This is a genomic window from Stutzerimonas zhaodongensis (genome assembly GCF_003696365.1).
GTDB lineage: Bacteria > Pseudomonadota > Gammaproteobacteria > Pseudomonadales > Pseudomonadaceae > Stutzerimonas > Stutzerimonas zhaodongensis.
The window spans coordinates 1-15,460 of the sequence record NZ_RFFM01000009.1; the positions used below are offsets into that span (position 1 = coordinate 1).

13 protein-coding genes are annotated in these 15,460 nt (G+C 56.6%); 7 read left to right on the forward strand and 6 right to left on the reverse strand.

What is annotated here, in order from left to right:
- The coding region (locus tag EA797_RS20445) for an Arm DNA-binding domain-containing protein (protein ID WP_147456828.1) at positions 1-374 on the reverse strand (374 nt) is incomplete at its 3' end.
- A gap of 837 nt (positions 375-1,211) precedes the next feature.
- Here EA797_RS20445 and EA797_RS20450 point away from each other — a divergent pair.
- Entirely contained in the window at positions 1,212-1,517 is a 306-nt protein-coding gene (locus EA797_RS20450; RefSeq protein ID WP_122168645.1) for a DUF736 domain-containing protein, read from the forward strand.
- 112 nt (positions 1,518-1,629) lie between these two features.
- Here the strand turns inward: EA797_RS20450 and EA797_RS20455 are convergent, their stop codons facing one another.
- From EA797_RS20455 to EA797_RS20465, 3 genes are read right to left on the reverse strand one after another with little or no spacing between them, the layout of a single operon-like run.
- Positions 1,630-2,538, reverse strand: a complete 909-nt coding sequence (locus EA797_RS20455; protein WP_122168647.1) for a plasmid partitioning protein RepB C-terminal domain-containing protein — start codon at positions 2,536-2,538, stop codon at positions 1,630-1,632.
- Positions 2,538-3,422, reverse strand: coding sequence for a plasmid partitioning protein RepB C-terminal domain-containing protein (locus EA797_RS20460; protein ID WP_122168789.1), 885 nt, complete (start codon positions 3,420-3,422; stop codon positions 2,538-2,540). Before EA797_RS20460 ends, EA797_RS20455 begins: the two co-directional genes overlap by 1 nt.
- Positions 3,423-3,448: 26 nt before the next feature.
- Entirely contained in the window at positions 3,449-5,002 is a 1,554-nt protein-coding gene (locus tag EA797_RS20465) for a recombinase family protein (protein ID WP_425275596.1), read from the reverse strand.
- Between the two features lie 118 nt (positions 5,003-5,120).
- Here EA797_RS20465 and EA797_RS20470 point away from each other — a divergent pair, with 118 nt between their 5' ends.
- The 3 genes from EA797_RS20470 (at position 5,121) to EA797_RS20480 (ending at position 7,420) form a co-directional block, all read left to right on the forward strand.
- Entirely contained in the window at positions 5,121-5,477 is a 357-nt protein-coding gene (locus EA797_RS20470) for a hypothetical protein (RefSeq protein WP_122168651.1), read from the forward strand.
- Between the two features lie 135 nt (positions 5,478-5,612).
- A complete protein-coding gene (locus tag EA797_RS22200; RefSeq protein ID WP_122168653.1) occupies positions 5,613-5,858 on the forward strand; it encodes a DUF1652 domain-containing protein in 246 nt (81 codons plus the stop codon).
- Positions 5,859-6,271: 413 nt separating this feature from the next.
- Positions 6,272-7,420 (forward strand): hypothetical protein, encoded by a 1,149-nt coding sequence (locus EA797_RS20480; protein WP_122168655.1) that lies wholly within the window; start codon positions 6,272-6,274, stop codon positions 7,418-7,420.
- 201 nt (positions 7,421-7,621) lie between these two features.
- On the opposite strand, the gene EA797_RS20485 is transcribed toward EA797_RS20480, so the two are convergent.
- Entirely contained in the window at positions 7,622-10,720 is a 3,099-nt protein-coding gene (locus tag EA797_RS20485; protein ID WP_122168791.1) for an error-prone DNA polymerase, read from the reverse strand.
- A 97-nt stretch (positions 10,721-10,817) separates the two neighbouring features.
- Here EA797_RS20485 and EA797_RS20490 point away from each other — a divergent pair, with 97 nt between their 5' ends.
- The gene (locus tag EA797_RS20490; RefSeq protein ID WP_122168657.1) at positions 10,818-11,240 is read left to right on the forward strand and encodes a hypothetical protein; all 423 of its coding nucleotides are present in this window, start codon (positions 10,818-10,820) and stop codon (positions 11,238-11,240) included.
- A gap of 103 nt (positions 11,241-11,343) precedes the next feature.
- Here EA797_RS20490 and EA797_RS20495 read toward each other — a convergent pair whose 3' ends face one another.
- On the reverse strand, positions 11,344-12,141 hold the full coding sequence (locus EA797_RS20495) for a GntR family transcriptional regulator (RefSeq protein WP_122168659.1): 798 nt from the start codon (positions 12,139-12,141) through the stop codon (positions 11,344-11,346).
- Between the two features lie 66 nt (positions 12,142-12,207).
- On the opposite strand from EA797_RS20495, the gene EA797_RS20500 reads away from it, so the two are divergent.
- Entirely contained in the window at positions 12,208-13,965 is a 1,758-nt protein-coding gene (locus tag EA797_RS20500; RefSeq protein ID WP_122168661.1) for an IlvD/Edd family dehydratase, read from the forward strand.
- Between the two features lie 74 nt (positions 13,966-14,039).
- Entirely contained in the window at positions 14,040-15,392 is a 1,353-nt protein-coding gene (locus tag EA797_RS20505; protein ID WP_122168663.1) for a GntT/GntP/DsdX family permease, read from the forward strand.
- Positions 15,393-15,460 lie beyond the last annotated feature (68 nt).

Consider the following 15,460-nt stretch of genomic DNA (forward strand, 5'->3'; position numbering starts at 1 on the left):
TCCAGGTAACGTCGTGCTTGTGCGGCCGAACCCTTGCGGCCCTGCGTGAGACGAGGAGTTCGAAAGGCGTCCCAATCGTTCGCAACTTGTCGAAAGGACACCAAGCGCGGCGATTGTTCCGGCTGTGCCCTAGGATCAATCCCAGCTGCAACCTTCCGCCGAGCCTCCTCTCGGCGCAACCGCGCGTCCTTGAGCGACACTTCAGGGTAAGTGCCTAGCGAGACGCGGTGGGCCTTACCGCTTGCTCGGTACCGGAAATACCAGTACTTGCCGCCTCGAGGATGGACGAACAATGCCAGTCCATCTCCGTCAGCGACTGTGTACGCCCTGTCCTTGGGCTTGGCTTGGCGTACTGCCGTATCGGTGAGCGCCATGTGTACATCTCCAGAACTCGAACTCGTGATGTACGCATTTTTGTACCTAATGTGCCGCCTTGGTACAACCTGCTACGAGGTGCTCTGAGAAAACAACAGGCACAAAAAAGCCCCTATTACGGGGCTTTCAAGGATTTCCGAGTCCTCATGAGAGGCCAGGAAACCATTAGATGGTGCGGACGGAGAGACTCGAATAATTAGTGTAAGCTACTGAATTTAAAGGTAATAAGCAAAGTCCAGCTGTAGTTAGGTACACATTTTCGTACACATGAGGGCACGCTGGATACGAGCGCTAAATCACTAACCTGCTGCTTTCTCCAACCCTACGAGCTGCGCCTTCTTGACGCATGCTACGCCGACGTTCAGCTGTTCACTTCGGAAACGATTACCACCGCACCGCCATTGGATTTCCCTCTTAATACGCCCAGCCTAGATGGAGTTAGCCTCACTAGGTCGCTGTTACAGCCATGGTCGATGAACATTGGCCGCAGAGACTGTTAGGGCTTCTCGCAGGCGAGATTCTCCTAAAGGCACAGGCTCGAGCAACCACTTCGGAATGTGGCGAAGACCTGAGAGATGGCCTGGCCCAATTCGGTTGGTCAGCCCCTGCGTCCTTGAGTCGTCGTGAATCCTGGCAGGATCGTGCCTGGGCCCACAACCGTTCGCGCCGAACATTTTCCCCGCCGGCGAGCGGCTTCCTCGCGCGACAAATTGTTCGGTGCTCACGGTCCTTCTCTACGTTTCGGCTGCCACGGCAGTGCGTCCGGCCCTCCCCCGCCGACCGGTTCACAACAAGGACGCGATGGGCGCGACCTTGAATCCGAAAGGAGTAACACCATGGCCAACATCGGCACCTTCACCCCGTCCAAAGATGGCTTCATTGGCACTCTGCGCACCCTTACGCTTCAAGCGAAGGTCAACATCGTTCCAAACAACAAGAGCAGCGACAACGCTCCGGATTATCGAATCGTCGCAGCTGGCGGGCACGACATCGGCGCCGCTTGGGAAAAGCTCAGCCAATCCGACCGCCCCTACCTTTCGGTCAGCATAGATGACCCGGCACTCCCTGCTACCGTCTACGCTAACCTCATCGAGGGCGACGATGGTAGCCACTCTCTAATCTGGAGCCGAAAATCCGAATAGTCAGCATCCGCGCCCTGTCACAACAGGGCGCGCATACAAATAAGGCAAGGCGGACATGAAACGAACCACATCTTAAGTCGGCTGCAGACTGTACTGTCAGGACTTTTCCTCATCACTCCCGTTCCAGATGCCGTGCATCAGAACTGACCGCTTCCATGATCGATACCAGTTCTTCCAATAAGTCGGCGTGGTGTTGCTGCAAATAAGCCGCAATTGCATCATTGCGCAGGATGCGTAACAAATATCCCTTCGCGACCACCAGAATCAGCATCGTCTCACCCAAGGTGTCTTCCACCTGCTTGTAGTCGTGCTGGAGATTTTCCATCTCCCGTTCCATACGCGCGATGTCCAGGGCGCTGGTCTCTGCAGACGGTTTTTTCCGTTGTTTGTCGACCAACATTTCCGGTCGAGTCGCCGCGAGCACCATCTGTGCGTAGCTGAGCGTAAAGCAATTGGCCGAGATCATCATTTCGACCGTTTCGATCTGCCGCATCGGCTTCATCTTTCTCAACACGCGAAATATGTCCTGCGCGACCATTCTGACCTTCAGCATCTCAACGACTTCTGGTGCGATGCCTTCCAGCAGATTGCGTCTGTGGTGGATGCGCGCGACATTTACACCGAGTACTCGGGCAATCCGTGCCGGATCAATTCCTTTTTTCAGCGCTGCAAGAATCATCTTGTGTTCTTGAATGGGCGTTAACCGATTGATCTGACGGTTATAGGTGAAGCCTTCATCATCGGTTGATATCAGGCACAGCGCCTCGACCCCACCAAGCTGCTTAAGCGCCTCCAACCTGAGGTGTCCATCGAGCAGGATGTAGGATGCAGCGCCTTGATCGAAAACCGGCTGCGGGTGCACAGCCAACGGCTCTACAACGCCAAGTTCACGGATGGAGCTAAGAATGCAGGCGTACTTCTTGCTGCCTTGGATCCCCTTGTCCATCTGCCGTGTCGGCAATATGCGATCCAGCGCGATCGAGACGATCTGCTGCTCGAAGCCCTGCTTCACCTGTCTCATCAGCAAGCCTCGCCATGGATACGATCGGCCAATGGTCGAGGCATATCCTGGATATCTTGATTACGAAGCAGTGCAGTGAAATAGTCATCGGCCAGCAGTTTTCTCACGGCTGTGACGATAATCAGCAAGCGCTGCTCATTGATATCCGCCTTTTTGATCATCACCTTCTGGCGTCGGACTTCGGCCTGGTAGGTGCTGAGTAGTTTTTGAGGCGTGGTAGGTCGATCCGTATGCCCGTGTTGCCCATAGCGCTTGCCAAGTGCGCTGCGCCTGTCGATCAATCGTCGCACCTTGATCAGTTGTTCACCCTTGAGCACGCCGGTCTCGTAAGCCTCGATCATCGCCCGCTGAATTTCCCCATCATCAGAACGGGCGATTTCCGCGGCGATTTTGATTGGCAGCCATCCCTTTTCAACCGCTGAGATCAGTCGCTCTTCTCCCTGGCGCAGCAACAGCAGGATGCAGCTGACATAGGTGTGATCTAGACTCGTTTTGCTCGCGATATCTTTAACCGAGTAGCCCCGCTCCGACAGAATCTGAATTGACATCAGCAGGTCGCGATTGGAATGTTTTCTGCGAGCGAGATTTTCAACAAGGCTGATCAGGAAGCGATCAGCCTCGCTTGCGCTCACGACAATGCAGGGGATGCTTTCTTCACCAAGTGCCTGGAACGCTTCGAGACGCCCCTGCCCGCAGACGACCTCGAAGTGTTCACTGCCTGCAGCGTCGTTGACACACGTCACCGTGATAGGCCGTTTGAGCCCTATCGTGGCGATGTTTTCTACTAGCTTGGCGAACACTTGCTTGTTGCGTACGCGAGGGTTAAGCACCTTGATCTGTTCTAACGGGATAAGCCTGATAGTTGAGGCATCGGAAATATGCAGTACCTTCTTGGTCGATAAGGGGGTCGTCACGCTGCCCTCCTGTGCGCACTGCGGCGTGACAATTGCGCAATAATTTCCAGAGAATCGAACCGATAGATCTCTACGTCCGCACGGTTGTTTTCGGCGACTCGCAATTGGGAGGCCGTCATGTCAACTGTTGGAAGCACGTAATAATCAATCGCGCGTTGCTCACCTTCGCTCATCCGCACCGCAACCGTCAGATCAGGTCCCAATCCCAGATCAAACCGAATCTTCCATCGTCTGGCCCCTGCAGAGGTGAATTGGCATCTACACAAAACGATAGAGAGCCGGATTTCCTGGTTGATTGCCAGCATCCCGGTATCGGGCTCAATATCAACACGCCCTCCTACCGCGCGAATCTGTTCGATCGTCTGCTGTAGAAGATTAGGATGTAGCAGGCGCAGCCGTCTGTTGGCTTCCAGGTACTGATAGTCCCGGCCGGGGCTGTAACCGATCAGTGAATAGCAGCGCAGCAGACTGCCGAATCGGTATGTGTAAGCACTACTCGATGGGCAGCCCTCTGCCTCGTCAATAACGAGCCCTGACAAGCAGCCGCAGCGCTCATGAATGATTTTGAGCAGGCGGAGCATTTCCTCATCCGGCATACGGTAAGAACGCCCATTAATGATTTCTCTCGCGGCCCTGAACTGCAGCTCGCTCACGATCGGTGGGAAGGTTCCATCGGCCCTGACCCAGTTCTGTGGGTCGTTTCGCTTACGTGCTTGCTTGAGTTTGAAGGACGTGCGATTCCATACGTTGTTGCCAATGTACTTTTCATTGATCAGCACCTGGTGAACAGCGCCGCGCGTCCATGGCCGCGACCGATCGGTCAGGACGCCGCGAGCATTGAGCCGCTGCGCGATTTCGCGCTCGCTTCGGCCTTCATCAACAAATAGCCTGTAGATTTGCCGGACGACGTCCACCTCCTCCTTTGGGCCGGGCACAAGTATCACTCGGTCAGTCTGAATACTCTTGTGCTCGCCTAGTTCCAACTCGTACTTCGGAACCCCGGCCGCATCGACCAATTGACGACGCAATCCGTATCCGGCCGGGCCTCCCTGTCTATAACCCATTTCGATCAGCCGAGACTGTCCTGCGAAAACCTTCACCGAGAGTTCCCGGCTGTACTCCCCGGCCATCATCCGCTTGACGCTTTTAATGATATTGGACACAGGGGAGCCGTCGTTGCTGAACTGCTCGGCGCAATATTGAACCGAAACGCCCATTTGACGGCATCGGACCTCGTAGCTGGCGCTGATATCAGGGTCTTGAAATCGCCCCCAACGGCTGACGTCATAGACCAATATCGTCGTATAGCTGGCCTGTCCACTTTCAACGTCTTGAAATAGCTGCTTCAGGGCATCGCGGCCTTCCAGTAGAAGCCCGCTCTTGCCTGCGTCCGTGTACACCCTCGTTATTTGCATGGCATGGGCGGCCGCATAGAGCTTGATCGTGTCGAGCTGGTTTTCGGTTGAGTACTGCTGGTGTTCAGTCGACATCCGCACATACGCGGCTGCTAGCAACGGCCGAGGCATATCGCCTGTGGCTTCAACGGTGATAGTTGGCATCGACAACTCGCTCCCGACAGGATCATCGTCTCGGTAACGGCATAGGTATTTGTCAGTCGCCTCGAGCCGTTTATAGCTTTCGAAACGATAGAAGACCGAGGGCGGAAAAATGAGTACGAAAACGGGCAAAGTTTTTCTGAACCATGAGCAGTACGCGGTGGACATCGCCACAGCGCTACGAAAAGAGCTTGGCAGCACTCACCAGGCCGCCAAGACCTTAATGCGATGGACTAATGCAAACGAGCGGACCGTAAAGAACTGGATGGCGGGCGCAAGTGGGCCCCGTGGAGAGCATCTAATCGCACTGATCAAACATTCGGACGTCGCTCTGGCGGCAACCCTGGCAATGGCCGACCGCCCATTCGCTGGAACAGTTCTAGAGTTACCACTGCTTCGAAGAAAGCTGCAGGCAGCTGTAGAAGGTATTGACGCCTTTCTTTATCTGGGTGGCGTGCAGGTGCGATGAGCGTAATAAGACGCCTAACTTGAAGATCTGAATGCCCCTGGACGTTCGAACGCCTCACAGCCTGAGCGGGACGCGCTTTACCTGCTGGCTGTTGGCCGCTACCTTGCCGCGCTTGGACAACACGGAGGTTTTCCAATGATAACGAGTCGTCAATCCTTGGCCGCACGCGTCGAACTTCAGCGCGCATTTTCGCCGCTTGCATGCAGCTATCTGCATGAACGGTCGAGCGTTCGACTGCGGTTCTATGAGCGTGACACTGGCCAGACGCAACTGATCGTGGCGGGAATTCCAGTATCACAAGTTGCAACGAGCCAAGGTTTGGCCAAACTGATTCTTGAACTGCGCTATGAGCTTGACGGCTCAACATTCGATCGTCGCTAGGCTTCTTAGTCGTCCTCCCTGCGCAACAAGCTCGGCGAATCGCAATGGCGCATAACCAGTTTTCAGCAACCCTTAACAGTGCTCCGACTTAGAAGATGGGCGCATTAGAAAGGGAGTCTGAAACAAGCGATCCATTCGGGTTACGGTCACCTGGCAAAACCGATCTTTCGGATGATCCCCCAACGGGCTCGTCGGTTCAGTATTCATTTGCGGACCAGATGTTATTGGTAAGGCCACCTATTAGCCCCTCCTTACCCAACCTCGCAAAATTTAGGCTGGGCCTTTAAAGCAATACTCAGATGGGCGCAGGGGCCTCATGGGTCAAGCAGCAGTAGACGCTACAGCCAATACCCAAATTCCGACCGGTTCGAGTATGTGCGAATAAGCAGGACACTCCCAATTGGAGAAACACCATGCTCAGTTCAAAGATGCTGGCACTTGCGGTTATCGCTGCAAGCTCGACTCAAACTTTTGCTCAGGACAACCTTGTAGTCGTCGAGCAAACCGGAATCAACCTAACTGCAACAGCCTCCCAAATTGATGGTGTCGGCAACGCAATCAGGCAGTTTCAGGTCGGTCGGCTAAACGGTGCAGAAGCCACTCAGGACGATGGGTTGGATAACGCTATCACCCAGTCTCAAGGTGCAGAGTCGAATATGGCGTTTGCCAGACAAACCGGCGGCGCCGATAACCTTATTCTTCAATACCAGGCGATCGGCTCACATAACGAGACGGGTGCGTTTCAACGGGACGGGACTGCAGCAAGCACAGTTTCATTCGGTCAGCATGGTAATGATAACTATGCCAGCGCCACGCAGGCGCGAGTGCGCAGCTCTGCCACCCGTGCGCTGCAGGTCGGAGCGGACAACGCCTTCTATAGTGTTCAGCTATCCAGTACGGATGCCCAAGGAAGCGTCCGCCAGCGCGGCGATTTCAACTATGCATCCATCGGTCAATCGCTGAGCGCCAACGTTGACGTCTCCATATGGCAAGAAGGCAATTCGAACCAGACCACAATCTGGCAACTTAGCGCTAGTGAAGCTAATGCCGATACCGAGGTTTTTGGTGATAGGAACATGGCGTCCATTGTTCAGGGTGGCAGCCATCTGGATGCGACGACGCAGGCTTATGGCCGAGGCAACAGCGTAATTATCTCTCAGTCCGGAACACATATTGAGACGACGGGTGAGCAGCGGGGAAACGACCACTCTATGTCGGTCACCCAATCAGGCGACCGGCTGAGCAGCGCGTCCCGCCAATTTGGGAGCGACAACACAATAACTATCGCCCAAACGGGCGGCGATTTGACCGCAGACCTCGAGCAACAAGGCGGTAGCAACGACGTCCTTGCCAATCAGATGGGGACAGCCCAGGTACTGGAATTGGCTCAGGATGGGGAGCGCAACCTGATCAACGCTACCCAGCTCGGGTCAAATAATAACGCCGCGATAACACAGATAGGCGCTCAAAACGCGGCTGAAATCGGACAGCTTGGCTCCAACGATACCGCCAACATTGCTCAAAGCGGTACAGGCAATTGGGCTGGCGTGATTCAGCGTTGATGGAGCAGCGCGGCAGTACGCGACTGCTGGCCAGCGTGATTGCCTTTTTCGTGCTTCACACAGCCATAGCTCGCTAATCACGTAGTTGATACCGGAAGAGCTGCCAAGACCGGTTCCACGAACTAGCTAGCGGGCCAAAGCGCACGCAAGTTGAGCCAACCTCATTGCTCGACATTCGCCCTATCATCGCCCGATTTCAAATCACTGGAAATTCCGGCTGCGCACGTCAAGGCCGGTGAGCAGGTGGGTCAGGTTTCGCATCCTTCCGGCGATGATATGCCGCACACCGCTCTGGTACTCCAAGCGTCCGTTCACCTGCATAAGCTGCGACTCCAGAAGCTCGCGTCGCTGACGCTCTCCGAGGTCAGCCCAAACCACGACGTTCATCATCCCGTGCTCGTCTTCCAAGGTAACGAAGATCACACCGCTTGCAGTCGAGGGTCGTTGCCTGCCCGTGACGAGCCCGGCCACCGCAATATGACGGCCATGCTCGACGGCGGCCAAATCGCGCGAACTTTTGCAGCGCATTGATCGCAAAGTCTCCCGCAACAGGGACAACGGGTGCGGGCCAAGGGTGGTGCCCAGGGTGGCGTAATCGGTATACAGGTTCTCGGCGACCGAGGGTGCCGGAAGCGCAACATCTGTCTCCGGCTGACTGTCTATGGCGGCGAAAAGAGGCAACTGCGGTTCAATACCAGCTACGCCCCATCTAGCCTGATGACGGTGCCCTGCCAGCCCTTGTAGCGCACCCGCGTCGGCCAGCTGTGCGCGAGCACGGTTATCAAGCTGGGCCCGTACACAGAGGTCTGCAGTATCCAAAAAATTCCGCTGTGCCCTGACAGCCTCAATACGACGCGCATCCTCCTCTCGAAACCCTCGAATCATCCTCAGTCCAAGGCGGATGGCGGGTTGTTCGCCCTCATCGGGCTCGAGCGTGCAATCCCAGTCCGAGTGAAGTACATCAACGGCGCGCGTTGAGATTCGGTGCCGGCGGGCATCCTGAAGAATTTGATCCGGGCTGTAGAAACCCATGGGCCAGCTGTTGATCAAGGCGCAAGCGAAGGCCGCCGGCTCGTGGCATTTGAGCCAGCAGCTGGCATAGGTCAACAGCGCAAAGCTTGCGGCGTGCGACTCGGGAAATCCGTAGCTGCCAAACCCTTTGATCTGTTCGAAAACCTTCTCGGCAAATTCGACAGGGTAACCACGCGCAAGCATGCCCTCCATCAGGCGCTTCTGGTGCGGTTCAAGGCCACCGTGGCGCTTCCATGCCGCCATGGACCGGCGCAGCTGGTCTGCCTCCCCCGCACTGTAGCCTGCGGCAACAATGGCCAACTTCATCACCTGCTCTTGAAACAGCGGAACGCCCAGGGTTCGCTCGAACACTTCCTTGAGGTCCTCGGATGGATAAACGACCGGCTCCTCCCCGTTTCTACGCCGCAGATAGGGGTGGACCATGTCACCAACGATGGGACCTGGACGTACGATAGCCACTTCGATGACCAAGTCGTAAAAGGTTTTGGGTTTGAGCCTCGGGAGCATGGCCATCTGCGCTCTGGATTCGATTTGAAACACCCCGACCGTATCGGCCCGGCTGATCATCCGATAGGTGTCCGGATCCTCGGAAGGAATCGTCGCAAGCGTCAGATCACGCCGATCGTAGCGGCGCAGCAAATCGAGCGTTCGGCGTATGGCAGTCAGCATCCCGAGCGCGAGCACATCAACCTTCAGCAACCCTACGGCATCCAAGTCATCCTTGTCCCATTGAATGATCGTACGTTCAGGCATCGCTGCGTTTTCTACCGGAACCAGGGTGTCTAGCGGCTGTTCAGAAATGACGAACCCGCCCGGGTGCTGCGATAGGTGACGAGGGAAGCCGATCAGCTCATTGGTGAGCACCAGTACCCGATGAAGGACTGGGCTGTCCGGATCGAAGCCGGCCTCTAGAAGACGTTCAACTGGCGGCAGCCGATCTGTCCAGCGGCCACCGCAGTCGGCCAGCATCTTGACCTGTTCGGCAGGCATACCCAGTGCTTTGGCGACATCCCGAACCGCACCAGCAAAATGGTAGGTGCTGGCCACCGCGGTCAGTGCTGCGCGCTCGCGTCCGTAGCGCTGGTAGATGTACTGAATGACTTCCTCGCGCCGCTCGTGTTCGAAATCGACGTCAATGTCTGGCGGCTCGTTACGCTCTCGAGATATGAACCGTTCAAACAACATGTTCATCCGAGATGGGTCAAGCTCGGTAATACCCAGAGCAAAACACACTGCCGAGTTTGCTGCCGATCCACGACCCTGGCAAAGAATCGATCGCCCACGGGCGAACTGAACAATGTCCCTGACAGTAAGAAAATAGCTTTCGTAGCCAAGCTCGGCGATGAGGGTCAGCTCGCTTTCAAGCTGGGTACGGGCTTTGTCAGGGACACCTTCAGGCCAGCGCCAGCGAGCCCCCTCCTCGGTCAGCTGCCGCAACCAGGCGGTCGGTGTGGTATTCGCGGGGACGACTTCGTGAGGGTACTGGTAGCGCAACTCACCAAGATCGAAGGTGCATCGTTTCGCAATGCGAAGCGACTCGACAAGCATTTCGCTGGGGTAGAGTTCAGCGATATCCGCAATTGGTCGGAGGTGCCGTTCACCGTTCGGATAAAGGTGGCAACCCGCTTCGGCCACCGGCACGTGATGGCGGATGGCAGTAATGGTGTCCTGGAGTGCGCGCCTACCTCTGGCATGCATATGAACGTCGCCCGCAGCGACCATTGCGATGCCAAGCGCACGCGCCACAGCGTTCAACTGTGACAGGCGTGACGCATCGTCTGGGCCTCTGTGTAATTCGACGGCAAGCCATACCCGACTGGGGAACCGCTCAACCAACCATCGTCCCTGCGCATCACTGCCCCCATCGATGGGCACCCATAAGCAAAGCAGCCCCTCAAGTGGCGATGTAAAGTCGTCAGGCCTCAGGCTGTAACGGCCTTTATCGGAACGGCGACGAGCAAGGGTTATCAGTCGACAAAGCGCCTGGTACCCGGCCAGGTTTTCGACCAGCAAAATGATCTTGAGTCCGCCAACCAGCGTGAACTCGCTGCCTATGATTAGCGGCAGTCCTACTTCCTTAGCCGCCTGCCAAGCCCGAACGATGCCCGCCAGCGTGCACTCATCGGTAATTGCCAGGGCGGCATAACCGTGGAGCTTGGCCCTATCGAATAGTTCTCGGGCACTGGACGCGCCTCGCTGGAAACTGAAGTTCGACAGACAGTGGAGTTCGGCGTAGCCCAGCGCGCCGGTGGAGTTAGAAAGCGTCATGGCAACCGACATCTAAACTGTATGGATATACAGTAGATCGAAATCTGCTATCTCCGGTCAAACGAAAGAATCGTGTTCAAGACAGCCGGAGGGGACCATGTGTGGGGGCGTTGAAGCGCGGGATGCTGAGAAAAGTTACAAGGTGTATTTCCCATCTCCCAAGGCTGCCATCCCTGTACTGGGTCAAGGTGGCGAGGATCTGGGGTGGGTGCGCTGGGGCCGACGCAAGGGCGAACCTGGGGCAAGCCCAGAAGGTGGATGGGCGAAACTTGAGACCATTGAGCGTGGGGGTTGGGAACGCTACAAGCCCCAACGGGTATTCGGTATGGTTCAGGGCTACATGGAGAAGGACGCCGCTCGCACTTCGCATTGGTTTGACGTGGAGCCAGGGCACGCATTGCAGTGCCTGCTCGTAGGCGAAGGAGATGATCGCAGGCTCTATGTTGTGACGAGCTCCCCTCCCTCCGAATACTCCTGGATCCATGATCGCTGGCCGTTGGTCAGCCCTCTTCCCCATTGAATCCGATCATCTGTAACGAGCCGAAAGGTGCATCCCTCAGCATTAATGCAATGTCACGGCTGCGGACTGTTGCTTGGGTCTACTTAGCTCGAATACAAACGCCCTAGCTGTTAGAGCTGGAAAGTGCACCAATTGGCTTGGCGCGTAACCTTTGCGCTTGAATATAGGCGTCCTTTGACGGGGCCAGATGCTCTCGACATAGCCCCACCAGGCACTCCCTATCGGCACCGCGTAGGGCATCTATCAGCTGCCAGTGCTCCTGACGAGAGCGCTCCAACTGCGCTGGCATGACGATGGTCGATGAACGTATGGAATGCGCTCGCTGGGCATGGCTGGTGATGGCTTCGACAAGCACGGGATTGTCAGCAAGGCTAAAAAGCTCACGGTGAAATCGTACATTTAGCCGAAACACCTGCCGCAGGTCGCCCTGCCTGACCGCATCATCGTGAGCAGTCTGTATAGCCAGGAGCGGCTGGAGCCGCTCTTCAGAAACGGGCAAATTGATCAAGCGCATGCAGTGAGTTTCAAGTAGCTCACGAACTTCGTAAAGGTGCTCAACCTCCTCTACCGTGTACGCCTTCACCAGGGCGCCGACGTTTCGCTTGCGTTCGACTAGCCCCATTTGCTCAAGCTCACCGAGGACGTTACGTACCACATGACGCTTGAGGCCGAACCGGGCCATTAACTCATCCTCAACCAGCCGCTCGCGTGGGTGAAGTGAGCCAAGCACGATCTCCTCCTCAAGCGTAGCGATTACCGATTCCGGACTGCACGGCCCCTCTGGGGGCGTTGATGTCTGCGTTTCATTCAAGGTCGCATTCCAGGTTTCATAGCTAACGGGCCGACTATAGAGGGATTCTGGAGGCTGCTCAACGAACAGTCCGGAGCGGGTTGTCAGCATCTACAACTCATGGCTAAATGGGCCCTCACGATTATTGATAATAATATCAACAAAAGGTAAAGCCTGATGGTGGACAAAAAAACTGACGGCGCCGTAGTTACTCCTACGGGGCTTCGCAAAGGTCTGACGAACTATGGAGATACAGGATTCTCCCTTTTCCTTCGCAAAGCCTTTATCAAGGGCGCGGGCTACACCGACGATGCGCTGGACCGCACCATCGTTGGCATCATTAACACGGGAAGCGGATTCAATCCCTGTCACGGCAATGCGCCCCAGTTGATCGAGGCCGTTAAACGCGGCGTGATGCTTGCCGGTGGCCTGGCCATCGATTTCCCAACAATCTCGATTGGCGAGAGCTTCTCGTCCCCTACGAGCATGTATCTGCGCAACCTCATGTCGATGGACACCGAGGAGATGATTTGTGCGCAGCCCATGGACGCCGTCGTACTCATTGGTGGATGCGACAAGACCGTACCGGCGCAGCTGATGGGGGCAGCATCGGCAAATATCCCTACTGTTCAGCTGATCACCGGCTCCATGCTTACAGGCGGTCATCGCGGCGTTAGGGTTGGTGCCTGCACCGACTGCCGCCGCTATTGGGGACAGTATCGGGGCCAGGAGATTGACGAGGCGGAGATCGTCGAGGTGAATTCAAGGCTCGTCGCCAGCGTCGGGACCTGCTCGGTAATGGGTACTGCAAGCACAATGGCCTGTATAGGCGAAGCGCTTGGCATCGTGCTCCCCGGCGGCGCGACGCCGCCGGCGGTTACCTCCGACCGCATGCGAATCGCCGAACTCACCGGAAAGCAGGCCGTCGAGATGGCCCGGACCGGACTTACGCCAGACAAGATCCTTACGCCCAAGGCTTTTGAAAACGCCTTGCGCGTGCTGCTGGCCATCGGCGGCTCGACCAATGGAATCGTGCACCTGACCGCAATTGCCGGGCGCATGGGCTACGACGTTGACCTGGAGGCCTTTGACCGAATGAGCAGGGATACCCCTGTGCTCGTGGATCTGAAGCCGTCCGGCCAACACTATATGGAAGATCTACATCGCGCAGGCGGTTTGCAGACAGTGCTTCGCGAGCTGCGCCCGCTGCTTCACCTTGATGCGCTCACCGTTACCGGCCGCACTCTCGGCGAAGAGCTGGACGATGTGCCAGCTTTTACCCAGGAGGTGGTGCGTAGCGTAAATGATCCGATCTATCCGGTCGGCGGCATCGCGTTCTTGCGCGGAAGCCTCGCCCCAGAGGGGGCCATCATCAAGCAGTCGGCTGCCGATGCGACACTGATGGAGCATGAAGGCCGTGCGGTCGTCTTTGAGAACTCCGAAGACCTGGCACTTCGACTGGATGACCCGGATCTCGACGTCAATGCTGACGACATCCTGGTGCTCAAGAACATCGGTCCAATTGGTGCTCCCGGCATGCCCGAGGCGGGGTACCTGCCTATCCCCAAAAAGCTCGCGCGAGCGGGTGTAAAGGACATGGTGCGCATATCCGATGGCCGCATGAGCGGCACCGCCGCCGGCACCATTGTTCTGCATGTAACACCTGAAGCGGCGCTGGGCGGGCCTCTGGCTCTCGTACAGAGCGGCGACAAAATTCGGCTGAGCGTTTCGCAACGCAGCATTGATCTGTTGGTGGCCGATGAGGAATTGAAGCGCCGTCGCGCCGCACTCGTGTTGCCAACGCCCCAGAATGCCGAACGTGGCTACCGCAAGCTGTTCTTCGAGCAGATCACGCAGGCAGATAAAGGCTGCGATTTTAAGTTCCTGCGCCCGCCAACCATGCACGGCCGAATCCCCACCACCCCGCACGACTGAAATCTCCAAAACCTTCCTGGCGCGCCGGCCTATCCGGCGCCTTTACGCTCCTCACAATAACAATCGGAGTTTGTATGGAAAGCAACGCCCTAATACTGACGGTCACTGCATCATCGATCGTCGCGCTGCTCCTGTTGATCGTAAAATTCAAGCTGCAGCCTTTTCTTGCCCTGATCCTCGTTAGTCTTGGAGCGGGCCTAGCCATCGGTATGGCGCCACAGAATCTGCTCGATTTCGTCGTCAAATCCATGGGAGGCACACTGGGCTTCGTTGCATTGATCATCGGCCTAGGCTCCATGTTTGGGGAGATGCTGCGCGTCTCCGGGGGCAGCGAGCGCTTGGCCCTGACGCTGATAAATAAATGCGGCGATCGCACTGTGCCCTGGGCATTGGGACTTGTTGGTTTTCTCGTCTCGATCGCGGTATTTATCGATGTAGCCATCGTTATCTTGGTACCGCTGATCTATGGCATTGCCAGGCGCACCGGCAAATCGTTGCTCTACTACGGCATTCCGCTGTGCGCAGGGTTGAGCGTCACCCATACCTTTCTGCCGCCTACGCCCGGCCCGATCGCTACCGCAAGCATCCTTGGCGCAGACCTAGGCTGGGTCATCATCTGGGGCGTAATTGCGGGACTACCAGCGATGGCTGTTGCCGGCCCGCTGTTCGGAAAATTCATCTCCAATCGAATCTTCGTGCCGGTGCCCGAGTACATGGTGCAGGGCGAAAGCAAGTTCGATGACCCAAGCAAGCTTCCGGCATTCAAAGGCGTTGTTCTCACCTTGCTCCTGCCACTGGCATTGATCCTCGGTAACACCTCGGCCGAAATGCTGTTGGCCGAAGGCAACCCGTTGCGCGACACATTGATGTTTATCGGAAACCCGATCATCGCGCTCCTTCTGACCACGCTCCTAACCTTCTGGGTATTCGGACACAACCGAGGTTACTCGGCCGACCAGCTGCAAAAAATTGCGACCAAGGCGCTGGAGCCGGCCGGGATCATTATTCTGATCACGGGTGCGGGCGGTGTGTTCGGCAAGGTTTTAGTCGAGTCAGGCGTGGGCAAGATCCTGGCTGACGCCATGCAGGACATGAACATGCCACTAGTACTTTTCGGCTTTACCACCGCAGCCATCATGCGCATTTCGCAAGGGTCGGGCACGGTGGCAATGATCACTGGCGCAAGCCTGACCGCACCAGTCGCGCAGCTACTTGGCGCCAGTCCCCAGATGCTTGCCCTATGCACTATTGCCATTGCCTGTGGCGGGGCCGCCTTCTCCCATGTCAATGACTCGGGGTTCTGGATGGCCAACCGGTACTTCGGGATGAGCGTCTCAGACACCCTCAAATCCTGGACCGTAATGAAGACACTGGTCGGGCTTACCGGGTTATGCATATGCCTGGTGATTAGCCTATTCATTGCATGAAAGCTAGCGGTTGGCATGCCCTCAGCGATGAGCGATTGCGAATCTGTCGTTTCGGCGCGATAGCCCCA

Coding starts and splice junctions, on each gene's coding strand:
- EA797_RS20490 (WP_122168657.1), top strand. CDS start 10,818: ATGTGTGGGGGCGTTGAAGCGCGGGATGCTGAGAAAAGTTACAAGGTG.
- EA797_RS20450 (WP_122168645.1), top strand. CDS start 1,212: ATGGCCAACATCGGCACCTTCACCCCGTCCAAAGATGGCTTCATTGGC.
- EA797_RS20470 (WP_122168651.1), top strand. CDS start 5,121: ATGAGTACGAAAACGGGCAAAGTTTTTCTGAACCATGAGCAGTACGCG.
- EA797_RS22200 (WP_122168653.1), top strand. CDS start 5,613: ATGATAACGAGTCGTCAATCCTTGGCCGCACGCGTCGAACTTCAGCGC.
- EA797_RS20485 (WP_122168791.1), bottom strand. CDS start 10,720: ATGACGCTTTCTAACTCCACCGGCGCGCTGGGCTACGCCGAACTCCAC.
- EA797_RS20455 (WP_122168647.1), bottom strand. CDS start 2,538: ATGAGACAGGTGAAGCAGGGCTTCGAGCAGCAGATCGTCTCGATCGCG.
- EA797_RS20500 (WP_122168661.1), top strand. CDS start 12,208: ATGGTGGACAAAAAAACTGACGGCGCCGTAGTTACTCCTACGGGGCTT.
- EA797_RS20480 (WP_122168655.1), top strand. CDS start 6,272: ATGCTCAGTTCAAAGATGCTGGCACTTGCGGTTATCGCTGCAAGCTCG.
- EA797_RS20505 (WP_122168663.1), top strand. CDS start 14,040: ATGGAAAGCAACGCCCTAATACTGACGGTCACTGCATCATCGATCGTC.
- EA797_RS20495 (WP_122168659.1), bottom strand. CDS start 12,141: ATGCTGACAACCCGCTCCGGACTGTTCGTTGAGCAGCCTCCAGAATCC.